Origin of the sequence: Polynucleobacter sp. AP-Elch-400A-B2 (assembly GCF_018688355.1) — a bacterium.
GTDB lineage: Bacteria > Pseudomonadota > Gammaproteobacteria > Burkholderiales > Burkholderiaceae > Polynucleobacter.
On sequence record NZ_CP061317.1, the window covers coordinates 653,852 to 676,247 of the forward strand.

22 protein-coding genes are annotated in these 22,396 nt (G+C 46.0%); 10 read left to right on the forward strand and 12 right to left on the reverse strand.

Annotated elements, in window-relative coordinates; all coding sequences use genetic code 11:
• The first annotated feature begins 12 nt into the window (after positions 1-12).
• Positions 13-1,029 carry an LLM class flavin-dependent oxidoreductase gene (locus FD977_RS03405; RefSeq protein ID WP_215306344.1) on the forward strand — a complete coding sequence of 339 codons (1,017 nt, stop codon included), beginning with the start codon at positions 13-15 and terminating at the stop codon, positions 1,027-1,029.
• Here FD977_RS03405 and FD977_RS03410 read toward each other — a convergent pair.
• Both FD977_RS03410 and FD977_RS03415 read right to left on the reverse strand, forming a co-directional pair.
• Positions 1,019-1,435, reverse strand: coding sequence for a putative toxin-antitoxin system toxin component, PIN family (locus tag FD977_RS03410; RefSeq protein WP_215306345.1), 417 nt, complete (start codon positions 1,433-1,435; stop codon positions 1,019-1,021). The two genes, FD977_RS03405 and FD977_RS03410, sit on opposite strands and share 11 nt — an antisense overlap.
• Entirely contained in the window at positions 1,432-1,980 is a 549-nt protein-coding gene (locus FD977_RS03415) for a YaeQ family protein (RefSeq protein ID WP_215306347.1), read from the reverse strand. The genes FD977_RS03410 and FD977_RS03415 overlap by 4 nt, the downstream gene beginning before the upstream one ends.
• An 89-nt stretch (positions 1,981-2,069) precedes the next feature.
• On the opposite strand from FD977_RS03415, the gene FD977_RS03420 reads away from it, so the two are divergent.
• Entirely contained in the window at positions 2,070-3,680 is a 1,611-nt protein-coding gene (locus FD977_RS03420) for an NAD(P)/FAD-dependent oxidoreductase (RefSeq protein WP_215306350.1), read from the forward strand.
• A gap of 4 nt (positions 3,681-3,684) precedes the next feature.
• Here the strand turns inward: FD977_RS03420 and FD977_RS03425 are convergent, their stop codons facing one another.
• Entirely contained in the window at positions 3,685-4,281 is a 597-nt protein-coding gene (locus tag FD977_RS03425; RefSeq protein ID WP_215306352.1) for an ATP-binding protein, read from the reverse strand.
• Between the two features lie 101 nt (positions 4,282-4,382).
• On the opposite strand from FD977_RS03425, the gene FD977_RS03430 reads away from it, so the two are divergent.
• A complete protein-coding gene (locus FD977_RS03430; RefSeq protein WP_215306354.1) occupies positions 4,383-6,302 on the forward strand; it encodes an ATP-binding cassette domain-containing protein in 1,920 nt (639 codons plus the stop codon).
• A gap of 11 nt (positions 6,303-6,313) precedes the next feature.
• Here the strand turns inward: FD977_RS03430 and FD977_RS03435 are convergent, their stop codons facing one another.
• The 5 genes from FD977_RS03435 to FD977_RS03455 all read right to left on the reverse strand — a co-directional run bounded on the left by FD977_RS03435 (position 6,314) and on the right by FD977_RS03455 (position 10,991).
• Positions 6,314-6,985 carry an alpha/beta hydrolase gene (locus FD977_RS03435; RefSeq protein ID WP_215306359.1) on the reverse strand — a complete coding sequence of 224 codons (672 nt, stop codon included), beginning with the start codon at positions 6,983-6,985 and terminating at the stop codon, positions 6,314-6,316.
• A 52-nt stretch (positions 6,986-7,037) separates the two neighbouring features.
• Positions 7,038-7,355, reverse strand: coding sequence for a chaperone modulator CbpM (locus tag FD977_RS03440; protein ID WP_215306360.1), 318 nt, complete (start codon positions 7,353-7,355; stop codon positions 7,038-7,040).
• 5 nt (positions 7,356-7,360) lie between these two features.
• Positions 7,361-8,320, reverse strand: a complete 960-nt coding sequence (locus FD977_RS03445) for a DnaJ C-terminal domain-containing protein (protein ID WP_215306361.1) — start codon at positions 8,318-8,320, stop codon at positions 7,361-7,363.
• A 132-nt stretch (positions 8,321-8,452) separates the two neighbouring features.
• The gene (locus tag FD977_RS03450) at positions 8,453-10,000 is read right to left on the reverse strand and encodes a UxaA family hydrolase (RefSeq protein WP_215306363.1); all 1,548 of its coding nucleotides are present in this window, start codon (positions 9,998-10,000) and stop codon (positions 8,453-8,455) included.
• A gap of 28 nt (positions 10,001-10,028) precedes the next feature.
• Entirely contained in the window at positions 10,029-10,991 is a 963-nt protein-coding gene (locus tag FD977_RS03455) for a tripartite tricarboxylate transporter substrate binding protein (RefSeq protein WP_215306365.1), read from the reverse strand.
• Between the two features lie 66 nt (positions 10,992-11,057).
• On the opposite strand from FD977_RS03455, the gene FD977_RS03460 reads away from it, so the two are divergent.
• Entirely contained in the window at positions 11,058-12,203 is a 1,146-nt protein-coding gene (locus tag FD977_RS03460) for a mandelate racemase/muconate lactonizing enzyme family protein (RefSeq protein WP_215306367.1), read from the forward strand.
• On the opposite strand, the gene FD977_RS03465 is transcribed toward FD977_RS03460, so the two are convergent.
• Positions 12,190-13,125, reverse strand: a complete 936-nt coding sequence (locus tag FD977_RS03465; protein WP_215306369.1) for a 3-hydroxyacyl-CoA dehydrogenase family protein — start codon at positions 13,123-13,125, stop codon at positions 12,190-12,192. The genes FD977_RS03460 and FD977_RS03465 overlap by 14 nt on opposite strands.
• A gap of 144 nt (positions 13,126-13,269) precedes the next feature.
• Between FD977_RS03465 and FD977_RS03470 the strand changes: the two genes are divergently transcribed.
• From FD977_RS03470 to FD977_RS03485, 4 genes are read left to right on the forward strand one after another with little or no spacing between them, the layout of a single operon-like run.
• Positions 13,270-14,202, forward strand: coding sequence for an SMP-30/gluconolactonase/LRE family protein (locus tag FD977_RS03470; protein ID WP_251369529.1), 933 nt, complete (start codon positions 13,270-13,272; stop codon positions 14,200-14,202).
• Positions 14,189-14,938 carry a GntR family transcriptional regulator gene (locus FD977_RS03475; protein WP_215306371.1) on the forward strand — a complete coding sequence of 250 codons (750 nt, stop codon included), beginning with the start codon at positions 14,189-14,191 and terminating at the stop codon, positions 14,936-14,938. Before FD977_RS03470 ends, FD977_RS03475 begins: the two co-directional genes overlap by 14 nt.
• A 15-nt stretch (positions 14,939-14,953) precedes the next feature.
• Positions 14,954-16,000 (forward strand): Ldh family oxidoreductase, encoded by a 1,047-nt coding sequence (locus FD977_RS03480; protein WP_215306373.1) that lies wholly within the window; start codon positions 14,954-14,956, stop codon positions 15,998-16,000.
• 22 nt (positions 16,001-16,022) lie between these two features.
• Complete coding sequence (locus FD977_RS03485; RefSeq protein WP_215306374.1) at positions 16,023-16,994, forward strand: tripartite tricarboxylate transporter substrate binding protein; 972 nt, start codon at positions 16,023-16,025, stop codon at positions 16,992-16,994.
• 49 nt (positions 16,995-17,043) lie between these two features.
• Here the strand turns inward: FD977_RS03485 and FD977_RS03490 are convergent, their stop codons facing one another.
• A complete protein-coding gene (locus FD977_RS03490; RefSeq protein WP_215306376.1) occupies positions 17,044-17,748 on the reverse strand; it encodes a pirin family protein in 705 nt (234 codons plus the stop codon).
• A 72-nt stretch (positions 17,749-17,820) separates the two neighbouring features.
• On the opposite strand from FD977_RS03490, the gene FD977_RS03495 reads away from it, so the two are divergent.
• Positions 17,821-19,227, forward strand: coding sequence for a TAXI family TRAP transporter solute-binding subunit (locus tag FD977_RS03495; RefSeq protein WP_215306378.1), 1,407 nt, complete (start codon positions 17,821-17,823; stop codon positions 19,225-19,227).
• A gap of 29 nt (positions 19,228-19,256) precedes the next feature.
• Positions 19,257-20,612, forward strand: a complete 1,356-nt coding sequence (locus FD977_RS03500; RefSeq protein ID WP_215306380.1) for a DUF3422 domain-containing protein — start codon at positions 19,257-19,259, stop codon at positions 20,610-20,612.
• Positions 20,613-20,661: 49 nt separating this feature from the next.
• Here the strand turns inward: FD977_RS03500 and FD977_RS03505 are convergent, their stop codons facing one another.
• Both FD977_RS03505 and FD977_RS03510 read right to left on the reverse strand, forming a co-directional pair.
• Positions 20,662-21,939, reverse strand: a complete 1,278-nt coding sequence (locus FD977_RS03505) for an NAD(P)/FAD-dependent oxidoreductase (protein ID WP_215306382.1) — start codon at positions 21,937-21,939, stop codon at positions 20,662-20,664.
• Between the two features lie 9 nt (positions 21,940-21,948).
• Positions 21,949-22,278 (reverse strand): c-type cytochrome, encoded by a 330-nt coding sequence (locus tag FD977_RS03510; RefSeq protein ID WP_215306384.1) that lies wholly within the window; start codon positions 22,276-22,278, stop codon positions 21,949-21,951.
• Positions 22,279-22,396 lie beyond the last annotated feature (118 nt).

Genomic DNA, 22,396 nt, shown 5'->3' on the forward strand with positions numbered 1-22,396 from the left:
TATGATCTAGGAATGACAAATGCTGTCCCATACTCCATTCTAGATATATCTCCGATCCCTGAGGGATTTACCGCTGCGGATGCCTTGCGGAACTCATTGGATGTTGCCCAGCATGCGGAGGCTTTAGGTTATACCCGCTATTGGGTAGCTGAGCACCACAATATGACGGGTAACGCCAGCTCTGCCACTGCAGTCTTGGTTGGCTATATTGCTGGCGGTACAAAAACTATTCGTGTTGGCTCTGGTGGCGTGATGTTGCCAAATCACGCTCCTTTGGTGATCGCAGAGCAATTCGGCACGTTGGCATCTATTTATCCCGGCAGAATAGAGCTGGGCCTGGGGCGTGCGCCAGGGTCAGATCAAATGACAGCTAGAGCATTGAGACGCGATTTACTTGGAAGCGATGACCGCTTTCCACAGGATGTGCGCGAGTTGCAACATTACTTCGGCCCCCTTCAGGAGGGGCAGGTTGTGAGAGCTATTCCGGGTATGGATACTGAGGTGCCGATTTGGATATTAGGCTCTAGCTTATATGGCGCTCAACTGGCAGCTCACTTTGGCTTGCCCTATGCCTTTGCTTCGCATTTTGCACCCGAGCAATTATTGGATGCGATGCCCACCTATCGCGAACTGTTTAAGCCATCGGATAAGCTGGCCAAACCTTATTGCGCATTTCTGATGAACGTAGTCGCTGCTTATACCGATGAGGAGGCAGCCCATCTATTTACGACTTTGCAACAAAACGTTATTCGTATGCGCCGCAATACCCGCGGGCAGTTACCACCCCCAATAGAAAACTTAGATGACTTTTGTGAGCCGCATGAAAAAATGACTGCTGCTCATGCTTTGCGCTGTTCTGCCGTTGGATCTTTAGAGACTGTAAGAAAAGAGATGCAGTATTGGCTCGATCAGACCGGCGCAAATGAAATCATCATCACAGGTCAAATTTATGACCATCAAGCTCGCCTGAAGTCCTTTGAGATTGCTGCTGAAGCAGCTAAAGGATTACGCTTTAGCTCTACAGCCTAAAAGCGTTGTAATCGCTGGTAATGAGAATGTCTTCCGAGGCCGCTCTGCTGGCGGTTTGAAGTACTACGTTATCTTTACTAATGAGTATTGAGGGCCTCAGTTGATAGGCTAGATCTAGAAAGATCTGATCATCCGGGTCCTGGCATGTCCAGGGTGCAGGAGCTAAATTGGAATCATCCTGCTGCTCTACGATTGATTGCCATTGAGCCAGAATAGCTACTTGAGTTTGTTCATCCAGTTTAAAGAGAGGGCGCGAGATAACATCAGCAAACTCTTCAATAGTTTTTTGACTAGCTACGAAGTGTGTTGTTTTATCAAAAAGCACTTTCTTTAAATGATGGGCTCTCTCGTCATTAAAGACAAAAATATCTAGCAAGATATTGGTGTCTAAAACTACGGGCCTCATTGCTGTTGATTGCGCCAGATTTCTGGGGTGATAGTGACTTGTCCCATATCTGAAGAAACATATGCTTCCCCATCTTGAATATTCACATGCAGCACCATACTTCGCTCAACTAGCTTATCCAGTTCTTTAGCTTGCTCTGCTGGAATGGAGATCACCTGAAGATTACGGGCGCGAGTCAATTTGTTAGCAATGCCATCCCACCAGATTTTGCTGGTGTGTCCGCCATAGCAGTAGACGATGACTTGATCGGATCGACCGCAGGCTTTGAGAATACGTCTCTCGTCTGGCTGGCCTATCTCAATCCACAGCTTAATAGCATCCGTGAGGTCTTTTATCCAGAGGTCGGGCTCATCGGTATCACTCAAGCCTTTAGTGAAGGCCAACTCTTCTTGTGCTTGCAGGGCAAATGCAATGATGCGTACCATCATCCGCTCTTCGGTTTCAGAAGGATGCTTAGCAATAGTGAGTGAGTGACTGCCGTAATAGTGGCGGTCAGAGTCAGCGACGTGAAGGTCGACTTTGTGGATAGTTGCGCGTAGAGCCATGAAGGATTATCGCCTTTTAACGTAGTCATTCGGGCTATCCCAGTATTATTTGGAAAAATGCCCTAATTTACTGTGTATCGTAGAGACCCATGATCCGTATTACCGAACTTCGCCTACCCATCAGCCATGCCCCCGAGGCATTGGAAGAGGCGATCTTACGGCGCTTAAATATCCAGGCTCAAGACTTGATTCGCTTTGATATTTTTAAGCGCAGCTACGACGCGAGAAAAAACGTGGCTCTGGCCTTTATCTATACGGTAGATCTATCAGTAAAGAATGAAGAAAAATTACTGAAGCAGTTTTCGAATGATATTCATATTCGACCATCACCGGATATGAGTTATCACTTTGTGGCCAACGCATCACAAGTAGAGGACGAAAGCTTTGAGCGACCTGTTGTCATCGGATTTGGCCCTTGTGGAATTTTTGCTGCCTTGGTGTTAGCGCAGATGGGTTTTAAGCCAATCGTATTAGAGCGCGGCAAACCCGTGCGTGAGCGCACCCAAGATACCTGGGGCCTGTGGCGTAAGAATATCCTCAATCCAGAATCCAATGTGCAATTTGGTGAGGGTGGAGCGGGTACGTTTTCTGATGGCAAGCTCTGGAGTCAAATTAAAGATCCAAAATTTTACGGTCGCAAAGTCATTGCTGAATTCATCAAAGCGGGCGCCCCCGAAGAAATTCATTATGTAGCTAAGCCACATATTGGAACCTTTCGCTTGGTAGGCGTTGTCGAAAGAATGCGTCAAGAAATTATTGAGCTTGGTGGAGAGATTCGTTTCTCACAAAAAGTGGTGGGCTTTGATATTCAGGATGATCAGATTGCGGGGGTAAAAATTGAAGGGCATCCTGATCTGCCTGCCAATCATGTCGTGCTAGCTTTAGGGCATAGCGCTCGTGATACCTTTGAGGCTCTTCATGCGGCAGGTGTTTATATGGAAGCCAAACCATTTTCTGTGGGCTTTCGTATTGAACATCCCCAATCCTTAATCGATAAAGCACGCTTAGGTCCCCATGCTGGTAACGAGTTGATTGGCGCAGCTGACTACAAATTAGTTCACCATGCTAAGAATGGCCGCGCCGTCTATAGCTTCTGTATGTGCCCTGGCGGAACGGTGGTTGCGGCTACCTCTGAACCTAATCGGGTTGTTACAAACGGCATGAGTCAGTACTCGCGTAACGAGCGCAATGCCAATGCGGGCATCGTTGTTGGTATTACTCCGGATGACTATCCCGGTGGTCCCTTGGCAGGCATCGATTTTCAGAGAGCCTTAGAGTCCAAGGCATATGACTTAGGTGGATCTACCTATGAAGCCCCTGGTCAATTAGTAGGTGATTTCTTGGCTGGTAAAGCCTCTACAGAATTTGGTTCGGTAATCCCATCTTATAAACCCGGCGTGCACCTGACAGATCTTGCTGATGCTTTGCCTCCTTATGCTATTGAAGCAATTCGCGAGGCGATCCCCGCTTTTGAGAAGCAGATTAAAGGCTTCTCAATGAAGGATGCAGTGCTGACTGGTATTGAAACGCGCACATCCTCACCATTACGCATTACTCGAGGTGGCAATTATCAGAGCTTAAATATCAAAGGTCTTTACCCTGCAGGTGAGGGTGCTGGCTATGCCGGGGGCATCCTATCAGCAGGAGTTGATGGCATTAAGGTAGCGGAAGCAGTTGCGCTCGACTATCTATCCAGGTAATTATTTAATTAATTAAGTGATCGATTAATTTCTCAAACTGAGTTTCATCAAAATGTAAATTATCAAAGCGTTGTATTGCAGCATGCTCTGGCGGCTCTACTCTTCGCTTAGTGTATTCATCCCAGTGCTGTAGTTTGTATTCATCTCTCGGATCTGCACGCCGCTCCATACGACTTTTAGCTTCGCTCTCGTCTAAATCAATCCAGGCAATTCTGATACTCGATACGCTGGGTACACCGAGCTCTTCGGGCTTAAACATGCGACCACTTTGGATTTCACTAGAGAAGGGTCCCACTAGGATGACATTCACCCCGAGCTGTAGGTTTTCTTTGGCGATAGCAATCAGTCCTGCATATTCCCAATCCCTTAAGTTTTGAAGATAGAAGGGGCTATCTCGATCATTGGGGTTGTTGGTAGTCAGCTCCATGACATGGGCACTGTAGGCGCCATATACCGTATCTTTATCTAGAAAGAAAAAGTTTTCCCCAGTCTTCTCAACAATGAGGGGCAGTGCTTTTTTAGCTAAAGTGGTTTTGCCGGTGCCCGCATGGCCGGCAAAGAGAATAAGTCGTGGAGCGCTAGGGCTGAGCTTGCAGGTCATTTATCCCTTTATATGGAGGTGTTCCTTGAGTAAATTCTACTTCTCAATCCCATGTTTATTAGAAATATCACTACTTTGGGTGAAGTGACGATAATGTTGCCATGGCTTTAATCGTACTCACTGATGCAAAACTGGCTTTTGGCCACGTTGACCTCCTCGCAAACACTGCTTTCTCACTGGAATCTGGGGAGCGGGTTGGCTTAATTGGCCGTAATGGCACTGGCAAATCTTCTTTATTGAAGATCTTGGCTGGCATAGAAAAAATGGATGATGGCTTGCTGCAATATCAGCAAGGTCTCCGCATTGCCTATGTTCCACAGGAGCCTATCTTTGAAGCTGAGGAAACCGTCTTTGATGCCGTATCTAAGGGCGTAGCGCAAGCCAAAGCCCTGCGTGAAGAATATGAAGCCCTTAGCATTGGAGAGTGGGACGATGCCGCTCACCATCGCTTAGATGAAGTGCAGTCACAACTCGAAGCCTTAAGCGGTTGGAATTGGGAGCAACGCGTTCATGAAACGCTAGATCGTCTGCACCTAGAAGCTGAGCTCAAGATTAATACTTTATCGGGCGGAACCAAAAAGCGGGTTGCTCTTGCTCGTGCGCTGGTAGAGATGCCAGATGTATTGCTACTAGATGAGCCTACTAACCATTTAGATTTAGATTCGATTTCTTGGTTGGAAGATTTATTGAAGGAGTACCAAGGCTCTGTGATTTTGATTACCCATGATCGCGCTTTCTTGGATAACGTCTGCACGCAGATTGTTGAACTCGATCGCGGTATCTTGCGTACCTACCCAGGAAATTTCTCGGCCTATGAGGTATTAAAAGATCAGGAAATGAATTCAGAATCTTTGGCTAATGCACGTGCAGATAAGTTACTTGCCCAAGAAGAGGTCTGGATTCGCAAAGGCGTTGAGGCCAGGCGCACTCGCAGCGTTGCTCGTATTGCACGCCTAGAAAATCTTCGTGCTACTCGCTCACAAAGACGTGATGCTGTTGGGCAAGTCAAGCTTGCAGTTTCAGCGGGAGACAGAAGCGGCAAGATTGTTGCTGATCTACAAAATGTTTCTAAGTCATACGAGCGCCCGATTGTGACGGATTTCACAGCAACAATTTTGCGTGGTGATAAAGTGGGGCTTCTGGGCCCTAACGGCGCTGGTAAGACTACGCTCTTGAAGTTGATCCTCGGAACGATTGCTCCGGACTCTGGAACGGCAACGATGGGTACTCGTATTGAGGTGGCCTATTTTGATCAAATGCGTGAAGGTCTCGATCTCAACGCTTCGCTTGAAGATTACATCAGCCCAGGTAGCGAGTGGATTGAAATCAACGGCAATAAAAAACATGTCAAGAGTTATCTAAGTGATTTCTTGTTTGCGCCGGAGCGTACTAATTCACCGGTAAGCACTTTGTCTGGTGGCGAGCGTAACCGCTTATTATTGGCACGCTTATTTGCACGTCCTGCGAACGTCTTGGTTTTGGATGAGCCAACTAATGACTTGGATATCGACACCTTAGACTTGCTTGAGCAACTGCTCCAAGACTATAAGGGCACCGTGTTCTTGGTCAGTCATGATCGCTACTTCTTGGATAACGTGGTTACCAGCATCATCGCAAATGAGGGTGATGGATTTTGGCGCGAATATGAGGGTGGTTACGAAGACTGGAAGATTCAGAAGGCGCGCTCAGACAAGATTCGTGCAGCTAACGGTGGCCTGAAGGCTGCTGAGAAATCCGAAGCAAAACCAGAAGCAAAGGTTGAATCAAAACCCGTAGCTGTAAAAACTGGAGTAAGCAAGCTCAATGGTAAGGAGCGGCAGGAATTAGAAGTCCTGCCTTTGCAGATCGAAACTTTGGAGACGGAGCAGGCTGATATTGGGATTGCCATGAGTAATCCAGATCTTTACAAGAATGAACCTGAATTAGCGGCGAGCATGCAAGCGCGCTTATCAGAAATCACTGCCGATCTAGATGTCAAACTACAGCGCTGGGAGCTGCTCTTAAGCCGCTCAGAGTCTTAATACAATCTGGTTTATGACTTGCTCAGCACCATAGTCAAAAACCTGGAGATATCTACCAGCTCATCTGGATGAAGAGAGTGTTCCATCGGGTAAGTGTTCCAATCCACCTGATAGCCTAATTTTTCCAGAGTATCGGCTGAGGCTTCTGCGCGCTCGAGAGTGATCACCGTATCCCAAATACCATGTGCCATGTAAATAGGCGTCTTACTATTGGCCTCGCTTCTCTCGAGGGCCAGCGAATTTGCTAAAGGCAAATAACCTGACAGCGCCATGATGCCGGCCAATCTATGTGGAAAACGTAGACCAACTTGCAGAGACATAGCACAGCCCTGCGAGAAGCCAGCCAATACAATTTTTTCATAGGCAATCCCACGACTAGCCTCTCGTTCAATTAACTCAGAGATTGCTGCTGCTGATTTGTGAATACCAGCAAGATCTTCGCGGTCGTTGATAGTTCTCCCTGTAATGTCATACCAGGCTGGCATCACGTAGCCACCATTGACTGTGACAGCCATCGAGGGCGCGCTTGGAAAAACAAATCGAATAGCAGGGCACTCGGAAAGATTGAGCTGAGGAATGATGGGTACAAAGTCATTGCCATCAGCTCCTAGACCATGCAGCCAAATGACAGCAGTACTTGGATTGGGAGCGGTTTCAATTTCAATACAGGGCAATGCAGTCATTTATTTTTTATCCTAAATTACAAATTACATCATTACTAGGGCTGTCAGAGTCTTAGCTAATATTTTCACGAAGCAATTGATTGCGAAGACGACTGATTTCGTCTAGAAGATCTAGTGCTAAAGCGACTCCAGGAGTATTGAGGTCTAGATCATGAGTTAGATGAGCAGCAGTCTTTGCGCGCTTAAGGGACTCCCCACTAAAGCGCCAGTCCTCTGGGGATGAGCCCGCAGGACTAAGAACGCCCTCGGAGACCCAAGACATGATGAGATCCTCTGGTGCGCGTGTCGCTTGTGAAATTTCCACAATACTCATATGTACTTCTTCTTCAACAACGCTACCTGTAATCCAGGTGATTTGTGTTTGTGTCATATTCATCATCCCTTCAAATGGTTTCTGGGTTTGAAATCAAAAGCTTTCTCCAGTGCTTGATAAGCTTCTTTTTGCGCATCGGTTTCCGCGCCGGGTAAAACAATGCTTGGAACTACGTATAGATCGCCCGCCTCTTTGCTAGGGATACCCTTTTCTTTGAGTCGCATCTTGCGGCCAGCTGCTGTACCCGCTGGAATCTTCAGCTCTAAAGTTGAGCCTGCAGGAGTTGGAATATTGACGGTTGTTCCAAGCGCTGCTTCCCATGGGGCCAGCGGCAAATCAAGATAAACGTCTTTGCCATCTACGCGATAGATGGGGTTGGGGTGGAAATCAATTTCAAGATATAGATCACCTGCGCCACCAGAGCCCATGCCCGGACCGCCCTGACCAGCTAAGCGTAGATTTTGTCCAGCCTTAATGCCCTTCGGAATGCTGACATCGAGCTTGCGTTCTTGGGTGCTGACATGGCCGTTAACATCTTGCGTAGGCATTTGCAGGGCAATAGTTCGTTGTGCACCGTTATAGGCATCCGCAAGATCAATCGATATCTTGGCATGATGATCTTGACCTTTGAAGTTCATGCCTTGGCGGGAGTTACCACCTCGCCCACCTTGAGTGTGGCGACCTCTGCCAAAGAGAGATTCAAAGAACTCGCTTTGATCACTCTCGTAGCCACCACCAAAGTTGCTGTCAGAATATTCAAAGCCCTCATTCCAGTTTGGAGGAGGAGTGAAGTCTTGACCATTTTTCCAGTTAGCGCCCATACGATCGTAGGCAGCGCGCTTCTCAGTATCTTTAAGAACGGCGTAGGCCTCGCCAACTTCTTTAAATTGGTCTTCCGCTCCAACTTCTTTATTTACGTCTGGATGATATTTGCGCGCTAACTTTCGGTAAGCCGCTTTAATTTCTGCTTCAGTGGCGCCACGCGCTACACCGAGTGTTTCATAGTAGTCCCTGAATTTCATAAGCCTAATGAAGTCCTGATTGATTCAATAGCATTAATTCTACAGTCCCCGGCGCTGATTTCTAGCTTCTTTTAGGTAAAGAAAAAGCGGGCTAAATGCCCGCTGATCGCTACTGTGAGGTGGATCCTTTGATTAGCTCATGACGCCAACTTGCCAGGGCACGAATTCATAGTCACCTAGACCCAATAATTCGCTTTTAGAAGCTTCTCCTGAGGCTGTCCTGAGGAAGAGTTCAAAAATACGTTGACCCATCTCTTGAACGGAAACCGTGCCATCTAAGATCTCTCCGCAATTGATATCCATGTCTTCAGTTAGTCTTTGATACATGGGTGTGTTAGTGGCCAGCTTAATACAAGGTGCTGGTTTAGAGCCAAACATGGAGCCGCGTCCCGTAGTGAAGGCAATCAGGTTTGCTCCACCTGCAATTTGACCGGTTGCTGAGACAGGATCAAAACCAGGCGTATCCATAAATACAAAACCTTTTGCTGTGACGGGTTCTGCGTATCGATAGACTTCCATCAGGGGTCCGGTGCCGCCTTTCATAGAAGAGCCGAGTGACTTTTCAAAGATATTGGCAAGACCACCAATTTGATTACCGGGACTCACTTGCCCATTAATTTGGACATCACGACCAACGGAATATTCATCTTTCCACCAGCGAATCCGTTTAATGAGCTTCTCGCCGATTTGTTTAGTAGCGGCTCTACGGGTAAGTGTGTGCTCAACCCCATAAATTTCTGGTGTTTCAGAAAGAATACCTGTGCCACCATGGCGCGACAAAATATCTACCGCAGCGCCTAAAGCTGGGTTTGCGGTGATGGAAGAGAATCCATCAGATCCACCACATTGCAGACCAACGCATAAGTGGCTTGCAGAAACAGTTTGACGTTTTGCTTTATTGGCTTCTGGCAGGAGTGCTTTGACGGCTTCAATTCCTGCTTCAATCGTTTTACGTGTACCACCAGTCTCCTGCATGATGAAAGTATGCAAAGTAGAGTTTTCTTGCAATGCCTCTTGCTCCATCAAGCCCTTTAGCTGATTACGCTCGCAACCTAAGCCAATGATGAGGGCTGCAGCAAGATTAGGATGCTGTGCATAACCCGCCATAGTTCTACGAAGTAGTTGCATTGGCTCGCCACTCATTTCCATGCCACAGCCGATGCCGTGACTAAAGGCAACTACGCCATCGATATTGGGATAGTCTTTCAACCTCTCAGGCGTGAACCAGTCAGCAATTTTATTAACCACTGTTGCAGAGCAATTGACGGTTGATAGGATGCCGATGAAATTACGCGTACCTACTTTTCCATTGGCGCGCACATAACCTTGAAATGTTGCACGCTCAGATTCTGGAAGAAGGGTAGTGGGCTTATATTCGCTTGCATAAGCATAGTCACGATCAAATTCACGAAACTCGGTGTTATGACTGTGGACCATCATGCCAGGCTCAATATCGGTATTAGCAAAGCCCACGGTAACGTTGTATTTGAGGATAGGCTCACCCTTCAAGATTTTTTTTGTAGCGATCTTATAACCCGCAGGTACTTGGCTACGGCTCGTGAAATTCTCGCTAGGCACTTGCTCACCAATAGCGACATCGACTCGTGCAACAACAATATTGTCATTTGGATGCAAGCGAATAATTGCGCCGGCTAATTTTTTTTCAGATGTTTCAATCATGTGTGACCTTCGATTTCTATATTTTTAATTATTCTGCAGTAACGCCTGATTTTTTGACAATCGGCGCCCACTTGGCAACTTCAGATTTAATGTAGTCACCAAGCTGGCCGGGAGTGCTGGTGACAACATCAAATCCTCTGGAGTTCAACTGGGATTTAATTTCAGGGTTGTTCAGTACATTGGCTAGTTGAGCGTTCAATTTTTCCACAATTGCCTTTGGCGTGCTTGCTGGCGCAACAATGGCATAAACCAGCTCTACGTCAAATTTAGGTAGAGTCTCAGAGATGGCTGGAATCTCGGGGGCATTTGGTGAGCGTTTTAAGCTGGTAACTCCTAATCCAGTCAGCTTTCCAGATTTGACATAAGGTAGCGCCGCTGGGGTGCCAACAATAGCGGTTTGAATCTGCCCACCCAGTACATCCGTTAATGCAGGAGCCGCACCCTTGTATGGCACATGAAGAATATTAGTTCCTGCCTGAGTATTAAATAACTCACCCGCCAGATGGAGTGGTGTGGCCGCACCCGAAGAACCAAAGCTGACTTTGCCAGGATTGGCTTTATCGAACGATATTAATTCTGCAACCGTTTTTACAGGTACACCAGGGTTGGCTACCAACATCAATGAAGAGGAGGCAACTAGTGAGACTGGGGCAAAATCTTTAACAACGTTGTAATTGAGTTTTTTATATAAGGTTTCATTAATTGCTTGGGTACCCACTAGCATCAGGAAGAGTGTGTAACCATCGCCTTTAGAATTGACTACATACTCTGCGGCTAAATTAGCGCCCGCACCTGGTTTGTTTTCAATGATGATGGGCTGGCCTAGGTTTTCACCAAGCTTGGGAGCAAATCCCCGAGCGAGAACGTCTGATGGTCCACCAGCCGCAAATGGGATGATGAGCTTAATCGCTTGGCTTGGATAGCCTTGTGCGCTCGCTAGCGATGGCAGAGTGATTCCTAAAGCCAGTAAAGTAAAGATGATTTTTCTCATGTATCGTTCTCCTAGATATTATTTTTTTAAAATCAAAACTATTTTGTCAAAGCTCTTAAAGCAAAAATGAAAATCAAATGCGCTGAAATCTACCCCCTATCCATTCCTCTTATCGAGCCCATCAAGATGTCTCGTGAAATGGTAGTGGATGCAAAAACGGTGTTGCTCTGCCTAACTGATGATAAGGGTCGACAGGGCTGGGGTGAGGCCTCGGTCGCACCTTTGATGACCGGGGAAAGCTTGGACAGTCTCGTCGGCAGCATTAAATTCTTGGTAGAAAATGCATTGTCAGTAGATTGGGGCGAGCCGGCCGAATTTGCAAGTGTTTTTAATCGAATTTTATATGCCAATGCATCAGCAAAATCTTGTCTAGAAATGGCCTTATTAGATTTATACACGCAAGAGCGCTCCATCCCTTTATGGCGATATCTGCGTACTGAAGGTGGTGTCTTAGCAGATGCAGTACCTGCACCCATACCTTTGCTGCGAATGTTGGGTGGTCCATTGGACAAAGAGCTCAGCGATGCCAAGGCATTTCGTGAGCTTGGATTTAGGCATTGGAAAATTAAAATTGGCTCACTCTCACTTGATGAAGATCTGCATAGGGTGAAAGTGCTGTGTGATGCCCTGGAGGGTGATGTCATTTCGGTTGATGCAAATTGCGCGCTTACTTTGACGGATGCACTTCGATTTTGCCAGTCAGAGTCGGCAAGTAAATTAACGTTTGCAGAGCAGTTGATTGCTACAGAGCTGCCCATGGCAGATTTTGTACTACTCAATAAGAGTTCCCCCATTCCAATCGGATTGGATGAGTCAGTCCATGGCCTTGCCGAGCTAGAGCAATTAATCGAGGCTAAGGCATTCAGTGGGGCTAGCTTAAAGCTGATTAAAACGGGCGGAGTGATGCAGGCACTTGAGTGTGCCCAATTACTTGAGCGACATAAACTCTCACTCAATTTAGCGTGCAAGGTTGCGGAGACTTCTTTGTCGGCGGCAGCGACAGCATCTCTAGGATTTGCAATGGGCAAAGTCAATTGGGGTTTTAGCATGTCAAATCAGTACTTGAAGTTTGATATCTGTGACACGCCACTGATGGCCGAGCAGGGAAGCATCAAAGTGAGCCAACTAGCACCCAGCGGCCTTGGTGTAACTCCAAACATTGAACGAGTAAAGGAAACCATTGCTAAGGGATATACGGCTATTCAATATTGAGTACATCAAATGCAGCTTTCAATCTCCTGGAGTAGGAGTCTGAAACTTGCTGTATTTCTTCTGGCGTCCACTTTCTAAAACCTTCGCCAGATTTCATGCCTGTTTTTCCTTCGCTCATCAGCTGCACTAGCTTCGGTGGAAGGGTAGTGATGTTAGAGAGCGAGGGATAAATCTCTTTTGCGGCATTGGCCATCCCATCCCAGCCTGAGATTTCTTTTTGAGTCATTGGGCCAACGGCAGCATATCGAAAGCCAAAGCTGTAACGTACGGCATCATCAATATCCTCAGGGCTTGCAATTCCCTCTTGTACAAGCGATAGGGCTTCACGCATGAGTGCATGCTGAATGCGATTCGCCAAAAACCCAGGAATATCTTTTTTTACTAAAACTGGTTTTTTGCCAATGCTTTTGTAAAGGCTGCAGGCTTGTTCTGCAAATACCAATTCCGTTTTCTCTCCCATGACCACCTCTACCAGAGGAACAACCTCGGCTGGCATAAAGTAATGGGCTCCCATCATTCGATTTGCGGTTTTCAGTCCAGAAGCAATTTTGCTGATTGGAAACCCTGAGCTATTGCTGCCAATAGGGATATGCGCTGGAACACGCTCATCAAGGTATTGGAATATCTCTTGCTTCAGTGCAAGATTTTCTGCCACGGTTTCGATGACCCAATCACACCCATCCCAGTTAGACCAGCTCTCAAGAACTGCAGTTTTCTGTTCAGTCTTGATTGCATCTTGGCTCTGGCTGGCGTAGGTCCCGACAATCCCTATTTTCTGAGCGAGGGTTAGCGCTTTATCTAAGCATGCATCCGCTTTATCTTTACTTCTACCCAAAATGACGACGGGAATACTTTGTGCAACAAACCCTGCGGCAATACCTGCGGCCATGATTCCGGTACCAATTACGGCAACATAGTTCATAAGAAACCTTACTTATACGGTTAAGTTTTAATAAATTGAGCTCACCATAAGCTTATATTTACAGTACATTATCACCAATTATGTTTTAATTGTGAATCATTTAAATAAACCTATCCGTATAACTACACAGAGGAGCAATCAACTATGACGATGTACAACCCATTTCAGCCCGTAGAGAAAATCAAGGCAGAAGTCTTTATGTCAATGCCCGGGAAGTTCAGAAAGAAGTCCCGCACAGGCTGGTCTGATCCAAACCGCCAAAACGCTGAAGTAGAGTGCTTTTTAGAGGGCCCTTCCTTTGATCGTGAGGGTAACTTGTGGTTTCTAGATATCCCTTTTGGACGAGTCTTCAGAATTACGCCGAAGGGTGACTGGGATTTGGTAACTCAATTTGATGGCTGGCCGAATGGCTTGAAGTTCCACAAAGATGGCCGTGCGTTCATTTGTGATTACAAGCTAGGTTTATTGGCCCTCGATCCTAAAACTGGAAAAGTAGAAACAATTCTCGGGTCCATGTATAGCGAAAACTTCAAGGGCTTGAATGATTTGCACTTTGCCTCCAATGGCGACCTGTACTTTACTGATCAGGGTCAAACTGGAATTGCAGATCCAACAGGTAGAGTATTTCGATTGCGTGCTAATGGTCAATTAGATCGTTTGGCGATTAATGTACCGAGCCCTAATGGCATCACCTTAAATACTCAAGAAAAGCATGTATTCGTTGCGGCGACAAGATCTCAGCAAATTTGGCGTTTACCACTGATGGCGGATGGTTCTGTTTCTAAGACAGGCGTTGCCATTCAGTTAACAGGCGGCGTTGCCGGACCTGATGGTATTGAGATGGATTCTGAAAATGGTTTGCTCGTTTGCCACTTAGGCGTTGGTATCTGGAGATTTGATAGCAATATGCTCCCGACACATTTGATCTACTCAGACAACCCACATCACCATCACTTAGCAAACATGTGTTTTGGTGGCGAAGATGGTAGAGATTTATACATTACTGAGTCTCTTTCTGGCGATATCTTGAAAGCACGACTACCTGTAGCTGGCAAGAAGATGTTTGGCCTTTCCTAAGTTGAAAGAATCTCTACCGCTCTATAAGACCTTAGCGAATGCGCTAGCTCGGCGTATTTATGAGGGCGAATGGGCGGTAGGGTCTCACTTGCCATCTGAGGCGCTACTTTGTAAAAGTTTCACAGCAAGTCGCCATACCTTAAGACATGCCCTTCAAACTTTGGAGCGGGATGGCATGGTATTGCGTCGTCAAGGAGCGCCCACTCAGGTAATCTCTAGGCGCAAGGTGAGAAGGTTTACGCAAAGCTTTAATTCACCTGTTGATATTTTGAGTTATCCAAGAAATACCTATCGACAAAACACCATTGAAGAATTTATTGAGCTCGATAAACCGCTCAGCGAGATGATTGGTGATGCAGTTGGATCCTCTTGGTATCACATTGGAGCTATTCGAAAGCAGCGAAATACTGAGGAAGTGATTGCCTGGACTGATATTTATATTCTGCCGCAATTCGCATCCTTGACATCGGAGCCTGAGCACAGTCAAGTGATGGTGTTCGAGCAGATTGAGAAAAAGTATGGCACTCGAATTGATCGAGCTGAGGTTGATGTTTATGCCATTGACGTATCTACTGATATTGCAAAGAAGCTTGGGTTGAAGGTGCATGCCCCTTGTTTAGTCATTGTTCGGCGTTACTTTGATAATCAGGATAAGCTTTTTGAGGTAACGTTCACATACCATCCTCACAATAAATACACTTATAAGATGGAATTTAAGAGTGATGCTGGGAATTAAATCGTAAGAATAAACATGAAATATTTATCTACAACTAAGGCCGAGGCATTTATTGCACAAGCATTGCACGCCAACCAGGTGCCTTTGGCGGATGCCACGCTTGTAGCCCAACTGATGATCCAGTCAGACCTCGTTGGCGCTGATGGTCACGGAATTTTTAGATTACCTGCTTACATTAAAAGGATACGTGCTGGCGGTATTAATTTGAGTCCCAATATTCAGATTGAGCGTGAGCAGGGTGCAACTGCTTTAATCAATGGTGATAACGCCTTAGGTCATTTGGTAATGAACAAAGCGGTCGAAGTTGCAATAGAAAAAGTAAAGCAACACAGCGTTTGTTGGGTCGGTAGTCACTATGGAAATCATTCTGGTGCAGCATCTGTATATGTGAGAAAGCTAGCCGAGCAGGGATATATCGGTATCTATATGGCGGTTGGTAATGCCAATCACATGGCACCGTGGGGCGGTATTGACTTATTGTTGTCCACCAATCCGATTGCTATTGCGGTTCCTTCTGGAGATAAGCCGATCGTTCTCTTGGATATCGCAACTACAGTCGCTGCCTACGGCAAGGTAAAGCTTGCTGCCCAAAAGGGTGAATCTATTCCTGATACTTGGATGATCGATCGACAAGGTCAACCCATTACAGACCCGCAAAAATCGAGTGAGGGATCGTTGCTTCCTATCGGAGGCTACAAGGGATATGGTTTGGCTGTCATGATTGGTCTACTAGCAGGCGCGCTCAATGATGCTGCAGTTGGTAAAGGCACGATTGACTTTAATGCGCATCATGATTTAATTACCAATACTGGTCAAACAATCATTGCAGTTGATCCAAGTGCTTTTGGAGATACGGAGCAGTTTGTTGCCCGAGTGATTGCATTGGTTGATGATTTGAAGGCCTCTTCTACATTACCAGGCGTGAATCAGATTCGGGTGCCCGGCGATGGTGCTGCAAGAGTGATGGCAGAGCGACTTTCGCATGGCATTCCGATTTCAAGTGAATTACAAGAGTCATTGAATAACTGCGCCAAAGAGTGCGGTATTGCAGCATTAAATTGATAACTTACCGGAGGAGACAACAATGATTAACAAATCAATTAAAAAAATAGTGTTAGGTTCTTTAGTATTGCCATTAGTTTTAGGAACGGCGTTTGCATCCTACCCAGATAAACCAATCAAGATGTTGGTTGGGTATGCGCCAGGAAGCTCAACCGATATCGTTGGGAGAATGGTGGCCAATGAGCTCAGTATTGCCTTAAAACAATCAGTCATTGTGGAAAATAGAGGTGGTGCTGCAGGTAGCTTAGCAGCGGACGCAGTAGCTAAAAGCACTCCAGATGGTTACACCGTGTTATTTGCGCAAAATGGCTTAGCAATTAACGTAGCTGCAAATCCAAGACTACCGTTTAATGGTCAAAAAGATTTGCTACCCGTTGTTGGAGTAGCTGCTACCCCACATATTTTGATTGTGAACACCAATTCCAAGGCTAAAAATGTGGCTGATTTAATTTCTATGCTCCGAGCTGATCCCGGAAAGATGAGCTTTGGCTCCTCTGGTATTGGTAATTCTGACCACATGGCTGGAGAGCTTTTTTTGGCAACTACGAATACTCAAGCGATTCATATTCCATATAAGGGTGGATCACCAGCTGCAACGGATTTAGTCGGCGGTCAAATTGATTTTTACTTTGCGGGTATGCCAGTGGGACTTCCCTTATATAAGGGTGAAAAAGTCAATGCACTTGCTGTAACTAGTAAGAATCGATTTAGCGGAGCTCCCGAACTAGTTACTATCCAAGAGGCTGGCGTAAAGGGTTACGAAATGGCCTTGTGGCAAGGCATGTTTGTTCCAGCAGGAACGCCTCCTGCCATTATTAATACCCTCAGCAAGACAATCTTGAAAATTCTGGAGACTCCAGAGATGAAAGAGCGTTTTGTGAAGGCGGGCGTGCAAATTGCACCGATGACTACCCAGCAATTTACCGATTTATATGTCTCTGATATTGCAAGATGGAAAGTAGTGATTGAAAAAGCAAAAATTAAGCTAGATTAATTTCAATTAGCTTAATTACAAGGGTATTGACTTCAGTCGATACCCTTCTTTATTCACTGCTGAGATCAAACACCAAGACCTCAGCATCTTTGCCGTCACTAATAAGTAGGCTATTTTCATTCTCTATTAGTAGTGCATCTCCACTTGATAAAAGTATGTCGTTGACATGTAGAGAGCCTCTTATCAGATGTACATAGGCCTTACGCTGTAAATCAAGATCCAATTTTTGAGCTTGGTGGCCATCAAAAAGGCCGGCATATACCCGAGCATCCGCATGAATTTTGATAGCATTTCCCAATCCATCTGGCGAGGCAATTAAGCAGAGCTTGTTTTGCTTCGCTGAGGATGAAATAGATTTTTGCTCATAACTCGGTGGGATTTCCATGACATTGGGTTCTATCCAAATTTGTAGGAAGTGGGTGGTCTGATCTTTAGCGTGATTGAACTCGCTATGGGTGACTCCAGTTCCGGCACTCATGCGTTGAACGTCACCCGGCGGAATGCCTTTGATATTTCCCATGCTGTCTTCGTGCGCTAATTGCCCAGACAAAACATAGCTGATGATTTCCATATTGCGGTGGCCATGCTTGCCAAAACCCATGCCTGCGGCAACCCGATCCTCATTAATTACCCTTAGATTGCCCCAGCCCATAAATCGGGGATCGTGATAGCCGGCAAAAGAGAAGGAATGGAAGCTTTTAAGCCAGCCATGATCGGCATAGCCGCGGTCTTGAGCTTTTCGGAGGGTTAGCATGGGTAGAGTCTTTTCTGGAGGGCAATAAGCACATTATCATTAGCTTTTCACATATTTGCTGATTGGCCTTCCATGGGAAGTATCAAACAAGACATTAAAGAAACTTATCTCGGGCTATATGAGACCGTTCAGGAAAAGTGGAATGATTTTTCTCAGTTCCTGAAAGAGGCTTGGCCTATTTTGGCTGTTCTCTTGTTGGCCTTACTCGGAGTGTGGTGGTACGCTGATCCGCCACCACCAAGACATGTAGTAATGGCAACTGGTCAGCCTGGGGGCTCATACGACAACTTAGGAAAAAAGTACGCTGCTTTTTTCAATAAAAAAGGTATTACTCTTGAATTGCTCCCAACAAAGGGTGCTGAAGAAAATGTGGCGCACTTAGTTGATCGCGAGGATCCAGTTCAGGCTGCCTTTGTACAAGCAGGCGCATTTAATCCCCATGAGGTTACTGGAGTGGAATCTCTTGGTACGATTTCTTATGATCCAATTTGGCTTTTTTATCGTGGCCCAGAGATTAAGGTAGATGATTTTCAGGCTATTAAAGCTCGTGCCAGTTTCTTTCTAAACTCCAGAATGTCGGTTGGCTTGAAGGGTAGCGGCACTCATGCTCAAGCAATGCATATCCTGAAAGCGAATGGCTTTGAGGAAGGATCACATTTTCTGCATCTCTCTGGTACTCATTCGGCTGAAGCTTTGCAAAAAGGCGAGATCGATGCAGCGTTCATTGTGGATGCTTATGAGGCTCCGAATGTCCAGAAATTGCTAAAGGACCCTAACTTACATTTAGTTGCCTTTGATCGAGCTGAGGCATATGCGCGGTTACTGCCATATATGCAAATACTGAATGTCCCTGCAGGCTCATTTAGTCTGGCGCGGAACTTTCCTCCAAGAGATATTAAGTTGATGGCTTCAACTACGAATTTACTGATTGATGACAGAATGCATCCAGCACTCCAATTTTTATTTTTAGAGGCTGCACGTGACATTAACGGTAAAGCAAGCTTCTTTGCGGAGAGTGGCGAATTTCCTTCCTTTAAAAATACAGGGCTCCCACAAAGCTCTGTAGCTTTGCATTACGAAAAAAATGGCTCGCCATTGTTAATGCTCTATTTCCCTTTTTGGTTGGCTGAGCTGGTTAATCGCTTGATTTTTGTGCTACTGCCATTTTGTGCCGTGGCATATCCTGTCTTGCTCACTTTGCCAGGCTATCGTAATAAACGCATGAAGCGAAAAATCGATAAGTTGTATGGCGCTCTTAAGAACTACGAGCGAGAACTCACTGAAAACTTTCTGCCAGAAGTGAAAGATGAATATCTGAAGAAATTAGATTTACTGGAGTACGAGGCATTGCAGTTAAAAGTCTCTAAAAGTATGTCTGGCGATTATTACGCCTTACGCACCAGCATAGACTATGTCCGTAACTGCCTTAATCGGGGTGCGCATCCATATCAATCTCAGGAGAATGCTGTTGGCGTATAGTTTGTGCACAGTCATCTAAATCAAGTCCTATGAAACCTTACGATCATCCTGCGCGAAAACAATTGCATGAAGAAGTGCATGCGCGTCCACCTATTGCGCTTTGGCCGAACGAAAGAGTACTATCGCAATCTTTTTTGCTTGACGCAAGCTCTCGTCAGACTCAAATTGAGTGGATTCAAAAGCTTAGTGTCTCCTTAGGCATTCCTAATGATCATCAGCAGGATCACTCCTTCAAGATGTTGACCTTGGCACCTGAGCCCGAGAGGGTATTAATTAAATGGGAGTTGCATGGCGAGTTCGCAACCATTGCGGCTATTACGCACAATCCCATCAAAATCACTGGACCATTACTGGAGTCACGCCTCGCTCTAGAAAAGAGTTTAGATGTATTGCTTCAAAGCTTAGGTTGCCCAACTATTGTTGAGGCTGGCGGCGAAAGAATTTCTGCCTTAGATCTCGCATTTGAGCATCGCCCCCTCTTTGCAGAAGCTCAAGAAGTATCTTCTATCTTTAGTGGAAATACCGTACTAGGTAGTTATATCTCATCGAGCAAGAAGGCTCAATTGTGGACGGACTTGCGTTTAGATGAAGATGGCTTTATCTCTTACTTTATTCCGCACGATATTTTGGGCTCACGTCAGGCTGGTCGTGTAGCACGTGCAATCGCTGAAGCGGAAACGTATCGAATGGCAGCAATGATTGCTTTCCCAGTAGCGAAGAGTCTTTCGATGCCGCTCAGAACTACAGAGTCGGAATTAGCTGATTTATCTAAAAATATCTCTCAGCTACAAACTGAGCCAGGTATACATACTGAAAAAGATGGCCAATTTTTAGGTGAACTCTCTAATCTAGCCTCACGTGCTGAGCAATGGATCTCTGGATATGGGTTGCGCTTTACTGCATCCGAGGCTTATAGCCAATTGCTGAATAAAAACCTATACGAGCTAGCAGAGTCTCCGATTCCGGGTGTGCAGTCCCTCTCCGAGTTTATGGATCGACGTTTTCAGCCAGCGATGGGAACTTGTATTTGGACTCAGCGTAGATTAAAAGAATTATCTGACCGAATCTCAAGGACAACTCAAACCTTGAGAACGCGTATTGAATTCGTAAATGAAGAGCAGACGCAAAAATTGCTGGCTAGCATGGATCAACGAGCGCGCTTGCAATTACGCTTACAGGAAACTGTTGAGAGTCTATCTGTTCTGGTGTTGACTTACTATGCGGTAAGTTTGCTGGCCTATATGGCTAAGGGTGGCAAAGAAGCTGGCCTTGCTATTCATCCAGAAATTATTGCCGCTATCGCTGCTCCAGTAGTAGCGATTACTTTCTTGTTCATCAGCAAGCGAAGACGCAAGCGAATCATTGAGATGGGTAAATCGCTGTAGACATTAAAAAAGAGGCCGAGGCCTCTTTTTTAATAAGCGTAAATACTTTTTAACCCAAGCTATCTGCCCAGATGTTGTGTGCCCAGCCCCAAGCATAAATACCCTCAAGAACAGAGGGTGCTGGTGATAGACCTCCAGAACCAGGAACGGTCTTGAATGTTTTTTCAGCGGCATTGTATTGATGGACGCTAGCAACGTGTACTACTTCTCGGCTATTTACAAAGCTGTAGCAGGTGTTTGTCAGAACTGGTGCTGGATTGATTTCCCAGCCATTCAATTCTGCAACGATTGCCGCTGCTGCGACTTTGGCATGTTGATTAGCCATGTGGCCAGATTTGGGCATTAGTGGTGCAACTTGAATTGCGTCACCTAGCACATGAATATCTTTGCGTGCCGTTGATTCAAAGTTGAGGAAGTTGACATTCGCCCAGCGACCATTGGAATTGGCTAATCCAGTTTTGATGGCGATTTCACCGGCAGCCATTTGCGGTAAGACGTTCAATACATCAGCCTTCACATCATCCTCAACTTCAAGTTTGAGTGTTTTGGTTTTAGCATCAACGCCAATAACATTGCTCTTCGGGCGGTACTCAATCATTCCAGCGTATTGCTCGGCCCAAACTTTCTTGAACAAAGCGCCCTTAGATACGACATCCTGATTGGCATCCAAAATCAATACCTTACCCTTAGGATTGTGTTGCTGAAGGTAGCTTGCCACCTGACATGCACGCTCATAGGGTCCAGGAGGGCAGCGATAGGGAGCTTCTGGAATGCTGATTGCAAAAGTACCACCTTCACGCATAGCAGCTATTTGCTTATGCAAGGCAACCGTTTCTGGACCGGCTTTCCAAGCTTGTAGTGTTACACCATCTTTATTGGCTTGTGCAAGGCCCTCAACGCTTTTAAAGTTCAGTGAAACGCCAGGAGACACAATGGCTTTGTCGTAGCGTAAAGTTTTTCCAGAGGCGAGCGTCACTGTCTTTTTATCTGGATCAATGCTACTGACGCTATCTTGAATAATCTTGATGCCATGACGTTTGCTGAGGGTGTCATACGGTGAGGTAATTTCAGCGATCGTACGTGAGCCACCGATGACCAAATTAGACATTGGGCAGGACACAAAAGATGTATTGGGCTCAATCAGAGTCACTCTGGCAGTGTTATTGGAAAAGAGTCGCAAATATTTAGCGGCAGTAGCGCCACCATATCCGCCGCCAATGACCAAGATTTCTGCTTTTTGTAAATTAGCTGCTTTAGTTTGGCTTGAGAGACCTGCAAGCAGACCCACTGCTGCAGCGCTCTGACCTATAAAATGTCGACGATCCATAGCGCCTCCTTATTGTTTCTTGCCAAGTTGATTGGCAATAGTGGTGAGTTGTTCGTCGGAATAGCCTTTGGCTAGTTGGGGCATGATCGTGCCCTCTAATGCTCCAGACTTATAAGCTTTTAGTTTGGCGAGCATTTGTTCGCTAGTGAGGTTATTTATTAGCGGCATGCCACCATCCACAACGCCTTTGCCATCTGTGCCGTGGCAATTGGCGCAGGTAGCAGCAAGTCCACGTTTATAGAGTTGGTCAGCGGTTTGGGCGAAGCCCAGGCCACTCCACTGGCTCAGGCCAATGAGGGCGCTAGTTACCAAAATGGGTTTTAAATACTTCACTTGCATAGGGATTTTCTCCGTCTTACACACAACTGTTCTTGGGATACTACTGATGGACTCTATCTTAATCAGATGGGGATGGGATTAGTGGTTTTACTTAGATTGATTTTCAATAAGCTCAGAG